6 protein-coding genes are annotated in these 6,192 nt (G+C 29.6%); all 6 read right to left on the bottom strand.

What is annotated here, in order from left to right; genetic code table 11:
- A partial coding sequence (locus tag CAMP5063_RS07980) for a hypothetical protein (protein ID WP_337195139.1) occupies positions 1–782 on the bottom strand: 782 nt, incomplete at its 3' end.
- A complete protein-coding gene (cysC, locus tag CAMP5063_RS07975; protein ID WP_337195138.1) occupies positions 783–1,364 on the bottom strand; it encodes an adenylyl-sulfate kinase in 582 nt (193 codons plus the stop codon).
- An 8-nt stretch (positions 1,365–1,372) separates the two neighbouring features.
- Positions 1,373–3,088, bottom strand: a complete 1,716-nt coding sequence (locus CAMP5063_RS07970) for an SLC13 family permease (protein ID WP_337195137.1) — start codon at positions 3,086–3,088, stop codon at positions 1,373–1,375.
- Positions 3,085–4,509, bottom strand: coding sequence for a sulfate adenylyltransferase subunit CysN (gene cysN, locus CAMP5063_RS07965; protein ID WP_337195136.1), 1,425 nt, complete (start codon positions 4,507–4,509; stop codon positions 3,085–3,087). The genes CAMP5063_RS07970 and cysN overlap by 4 nt, the downstream gene beginning before the upstream one ends.
- The gene (gene cysD, locus CAMP5063_RS07960) at positions 4,509–5,402 is read right to left on the bottom strand and encodes a sulfate adenylyltransferase subunit CysD (protein ID WP_144653614.1); all 894 of its coding nucleotides are present in this window, start codon (positions 5,400–5,402) and stop codon (positions 4,509–4,511) included. The genes cysN and cysD overlap by 1 nt, the downstream gene beginning before the upstream one ends.
- Positions 5,403–5,405: 3 nt before the next feature.
- Entirely contained in the window at positions 5,406–6,149 is a 744-nt protein-coding gene (cysQ, locus tag CAMP5063_RS07955) for a 3'(2'),5'-bisphosphate nucleotidase CysQ (RefSeq protein ID WP_263687628.1), read from the bottom strand.
- Positions 6,150–6,192 lie beyond the last annotated feature (43 nt).

Below are 6,192 nucleotides of genomic sequence, written 5' to 3'. Positions count from 1 at the left end.
TATTGATTTCCATTTGTGCAATTTCTATCAAAATATTCAACTACATCAAAATATCTACTTTTATACATAAAAGGATTTAGCCTATTAATCCTACATAAAAGCTCAAATCCTATTAAATCCAAAGTTTCATTTTCTTTTATTGGAATTTGAAATTTATCATCCCATTGTAAACCTATATTATAAACAAAGTCTTTTAACAAATCTCCTTGGTAAAATTCATTTCTGTCAAATAGTCTTACGATTAAATTTTCTTTGTCAAAAACCCCTCCCCACCATTGTAGTATTTGTCTATAATTGCTCAAAATTTTTGATTTTTCATTTTGATAAGGATATAAAAAATGATAATCTAAATGAGTATTGTCTTTAATAGCTTGTGAACACATAGATGTAAATAATTCAGCAATATCTCTTAAATATATAATGATTTTTATATTATCAAAAATACACATTAGGAAATCATAAAAATATTTTATTTTTTGTTGAGAATTCAATAACCATTGTATATTTTCCATAGAAATAATAATCTTACTATAACTACACATCTTAATTTCATTACTTAAATACTTCAACTCTCTAGAAAGTATTTTCAAATCATCTATCTTATTTAACAAAGTATTAAATTTATGTGCAAAAGGATTATGATCATTTAATCTACCGGTATTTTTTATACTAATGGGATAATAATAGTTTTGCTTTTGTAGTAAACTACGATTTAAATATAAAAAATTCTGTATACTTGAAGTCCCTGTTTTCATAGTTCCTATATGCACATAAGCAGTCATTTACACTTTCCCATCTAAAAATCTCAAAATCATATCCACATTCTCATTAAGATCTTCTTTTGTTATGTGTATATGTGGGTTTTTAGGTTTTTCATAAGGGCTATCTATACCTGTGAAATTTTTAATCTCTCCATTTCTTGCTTTTTTATAAAGTCCTTTTGGATCTCTTTTTTCACAAATTTCCAAAGGTGTATCAACAAATATTTCTATATATTCATCATCATCTAAAAGATCTTTTATAAGCTTTCTATCTTTTTCAAAAGGTGATATAAAAGCACAAAGTACTATCATGCCAGCATCTACAAAAAGCTTGCATACTTCTCCTATGCGTCTTATGTTTTCTACTCTTGAAGCCTCATCAAAACCCAAATCTTTATTAAGTCCATGACGCACATTATCTCCATCTAAAAGATAAGTATGAAAACCTTGCTCAAAAAGTTTTTTTTCAACCGCATTAGCTAAAGTAGATTTACCACTACCACTAAGCCCACTAAACCATAAAACATATGGTTTTTGATTTTTAAGTTTAGCTCTTTGAGTTTTTGTAATGCTACTTGTATGCCAAGTTAAATTTTTGCTCATTTTTTTCCTTAAAAACTAAAAAATACCGGAATTATAGTTAAAACAATAGCTGAATAAGTCAAAGAAACTATCCATCCTATTTTTATAAAATCAGTAGTTTTATACCCACAAATTGAACCTACCATCAAGTGAGTTTGATAACCATGTGGCATTAAAAAAGCACAACTTGCCCCGTAAGCAACCGCTAATATAAACGGAGTTGGATTAACTTCAAGCGCTAAAGCAGTACTATAAGCGATAGGAAAAGCCAAAGCTGCGGCAGCGTTATTAGTAATGATTTCAGTTAAAAGCAAAGTTAGAAGATAAATTCCCACAAAACTACCATATAATCCATACACTCCAAAAGTTCCTATAATAAACTCAGCCAAATCTTTAGCCAAACCACTATCAACTAAAACTTTAGTAATGGCTAAAGAAGATCCCACTATAATAAAAATTTCCAAAGGAAAGCGTCTTTTTACTTCATCAAAACTTATGATTTTAAATATAAATAAGCAAGCTAAAAACACTAGCAGCGCTTTAAGCAAAGACACTAACTCCAAAGCAGATAAAGCAATGATGGCTAAAAACGCAAAAATCACTATAAAACTTTGAATATTGCTTAACTTTTGATTTTGCATAATATTTGAGATAATGTAAAAGTTTTTATTAATATTATCTCTTGAGTGAAAGTCCTTACCTACACTTAAAATAAGCCTATCTCCAGCTTGTAATAAACTTTGGCCAATTTTTGAAATATTTTTTGAACCTCTTTTTAGAGCTACAATCCCTGCATCAAATTTAGCTCTAAAATTTGCTTCTTTAACACTTTTTCCTATCAAATTTGACTCAGAATTTATAACAACATCTACCAAATTTAATGTTTCTAATTTCAAATCTTGTGAGCCAATTTGCAAGCCATCAAATTTTTTCAAAGCCTCTAAATGTGTAATATCTCCACTAAAAACTAATACATCTCCTTCTTTAATAAACTCATTATGACTAACAGGAGTAATAAGCTCATCTTTTCTTTGAATTTCAAGTAAAAACAAAAACTCTAAATTTCTTAAGCCATTTTCTTGTATAGTTTTTCCCACTAATGAGCTATTGTTTAAAACCTTAGCATTAATTAAATACTCATTAATGACATTTTCTCTTTCTTTATACTCAGGCAATAAAAAGCTAAAAATCAAAAGCACTATAAGCACTCCAACACTTATACAAAAACCCACCGCAAAAAAATCAAAAATCTTTAAACTTTCCAAACCATTTTGCACTACAAAAGAATTGACTATCAAATTAGTTGAAGTGCCTATCAAAGTCATAGTTCCACCAACTATGGAAAAATATGAAAGAGGGATGAGTAGTTTAGAAGGAGCTTGAAATTTGTTATTTTTTATAATACTCATAAAACTCGCCACTACTGCAGTATTATTTAAAAAAGCTGAAATACTAGCTGTAACAACTCCAAGCTTTAAAAGTGATAGATGATAATTTTTACCTATGATAAATTTAGAACACCAACTTATCACAACGCTTTTTTCTATAGCTAGTGAAACTAACAAAAGCAAAACAAGCACTATCAAAGATTCGCTCGTATAAGAGCTAAGCCAAGTATTTAAATTTAAATACCCCAAAAGATAATAAAGCACAGCTACACTACCAAATAAAATAAAAGGTTTAATTTTATTGCTAATTAACAAAATAAGCAAAATTAAAATACTTAATGCAACAATAATTTTCATATTTTTTTACATTCCCATTCAGGATAGTTTTTTCTAATGTAAGCATTAAGTTCTATTTCTGCTTGAGTATAAATTCTACTCTTTTCTTCGCTTGCTAAAATTTCTTCTACCATACCCGCTGCTAAGGTTTCATTTGAGTATTTATCTATGATGATAAAACTTCCTAAAATTTTATTGTCCTTGTAAGCTTTAAGGGCTGTTTTTTTATTAAGCTTTAAGGTGCATTTAGCAATATCATTGAGTTTTAATTCATCGCTTTGAAATTCTTTGAAAGTATTAATGTCTTTTTTAAAATCAATTTTTTCAAATACTACATTAGTAGTTAAATTTGCTATTTTGATAAGATAATTTTCATTTAAATTAAACTTAACCTCACTCATCCATATCACCATAGCTTTAAAAGAATTTGAAATTTCTATACTATGATTTTTAGAAGCTATTACATCGCCTCTTGAAATGTCTATCTCATCTTCTAAAGTTAAAGTTATAGCACTTGGAAAGCTAGCATTTTTAGCACTTTGAATTTTTTCATTTTTATCGGGTACATTCAAGTTTTTAATACTAGGTGTGATAATTTGTTTTACTTTACTTGTTTTTAAAGAAGGTAAAATCACAACTTCGTCTTTAGTATTTATACTTCCGCTAGCAATATTTCCACAAAAACCTCTAAAATTTAAATGAGGGCGATTGACATATTGCACACTCATGATAAACTCATCACTTAAACTAGTAGCAATAGGCAAAGTATCTAAAAGCTCAGATAAGGTTTTTCCACTATACCAAGACATATTAATACTTTTAGAAGCTATGTTGTCTCCATCTAATGCACATATAGGAACAAAGTGGGTTTTAATACACTCATGATTTTTTAAGCATGGTAGAATTTCTTGATAATTTTTACAGATTGTATTAAAAATTTCTTGATTATAATCAATCAAATCCATTTTATTCACAGCAATAATAAATTGCCTTATGCCAAGCAAACTCGCTATGTAAGAATGTCTTTTAGTTTGAGTTAAAACCCCTTTTCTAGCATCTATAAGTATGATAGCAATATCAGCTGTACTAGCACCTGTTGCCATGTTTCTAGTATATTGTTCATGGCCTGGAGTATCTGCTATGATGAATTTTCTTTTTTCACTTGTGAAAAATCTATATGCTACATCTATGGTTATGCCCTGCTCTCTCTCACTTGCAAGACCATCTACTAAAAGCGCAAAATCAAGCTTTTCCCCTGCACTACCAAGCTTTTTACTATCTTTTTCTAAAGATAAAATTTGATCTTCAAAAAGCATTTTTGCATCATAAAGCATTCTACCTATAAGGGTTGATTTACCATCATCTACACTACCACAAGTGATAAATCTACAAAGCTCTTTATTTTCATGTTCTTTTAGGTATTTTTCTACATTTGTTTTCATTAAAAATACCCCTCTTTTTTCTTTTTTTCCATACTTGCTTCTTCATCAGTGTCTATAAGCCTACCTTGTCTTTCACTTGTTTTAGAAAGTAAAAGTTCTTCGATGATTTCTAAAACATTGCTAGCGCTTGAATTTATAGCTCCTGTTAGCGGATAGCAACCTAGGGTTCTAAAACGAACTAATTCTTCTTTAGCATTTTTAGCAAGTTCTTTTGGCATACGCTCATCATCAACTAAAATTTTAGCCCCCATGTACTCTACTACCGGTCGCTTTTTAGCAAAATAAAGACTTGGCAAAGGAATATTTTCTTTGTAAATATACTGCCATATATCAAGCTCAGTCCAATTACTCAGCGGGAAAACTCTTATGGATTCACCTTTTTTATGACGACCATTGTAGATATCCCATAATTCTGGGCGTTGATTTTTTGGATCCCATGAGTGATTTTCATCACGGAAAGAATAAATTCTTTCCTTTGCACGCGATTTTTCCTCATCTCTTCTTGCACCACCAAATACCGCATCAAACTGATATAAATCAAGCATTTGTTTTAAACCTTGTGTTTTAGCAATATCTGTATGCATGGATGAACCATGTGTAAATGGAGAAAGATTTAATTCTTTGATTTTAGGATTTTGATAGACTATAAGCTCCATACCAAGCTCTTTAGCGCGTTTGTCTCTAAATTCTATCATCTCTTTAAATTTCCATGTGGTATCTACATGCACCAAAGGAAGTGGAGGTAAACTTGGATAAAATGCTTTTTGTAAAAGATGAAGCATAACCGAGCTATCTTTACCTATACTATAAAGCATAGCTGGTTTTTCAAACTCAGCTATTACTTCACGGATAATATGAATAGACTCTGATTCTAAATATTCTAAATGGGTCATTTTTTACTCTACTATAAAATATGGATTTAATAAATTTTCTTTATTATACACTAAAGGTTTTTTGGTATAAAAATCATAAGTCATTTTCCCAACCTCTCTGACTATAGCATCAGCAGCAGCTACATCCCACTCCATAGTAGGAGCTAATCTTGGGTAAATATCTGCTTCATTACTAGCTACCAAGCATAGTTTTAAAGAACTTCCCATAGAGATAAACTCTTTTTGCTTGGTTGTTTGAATACTATCTACAAAATTTTTTGTTTGCTCATTTAAGTGTGATTTACTAGCTACAATTTTATAAAAATCATCATTTCTTTGTAAAGGTAGCTTTATGCCATTTTTAAAAGCACCTTTACCTTTTTTAGCACTATATAGCAAATCCAATGCTGGAGCATAAACTACACCCAAAACCGGAGTATCTTTACAAATCAAAGCTATATTTATAGTAAATTCTCCATTTTTATTAATAAACTCTTTAGTGCCATCGATTGGATCTATACACCAAAAATATTCCCAATTTTTTCTTTGTTCATAAGGTATGGTTTTATTTTCTTCTGAAAGTATAGGGATGTTAAATCCAACAAGCTCTTTGCAAATAATCTCATTTGAAATGAGATCTGCTTCACTTAAAGGTGAACTATCATCTTTATAAGAAATTTTAAAATCTTGATTATAAATTTCTAAGACACTTTTACCTGCTTTTAAAGCTATAAAAGTTATGTCTTTTAAGTTAATTTGTCTAAGCATGATTAACCTTTTCTTTAACTTCCCTCTTCAACTTCCAAATCTC

The sequence above is a fragment of the Campylobacter sp. RM5063 genome, from assembly GCF_024723655.1.
In the GTDB taxonomy this organism is placed as follows: domain Bacteria; phylum Campylobacterota; class Campylobacteria; order Campylobacterales; family Campylobacteraceae; genus Campylobacter_D; species Campylobacter_D lari_D.
Note: the sequence above shows the minus strand (reverse complement) of the source record. Positions and strands in the feature narration are given on the sequence as shown.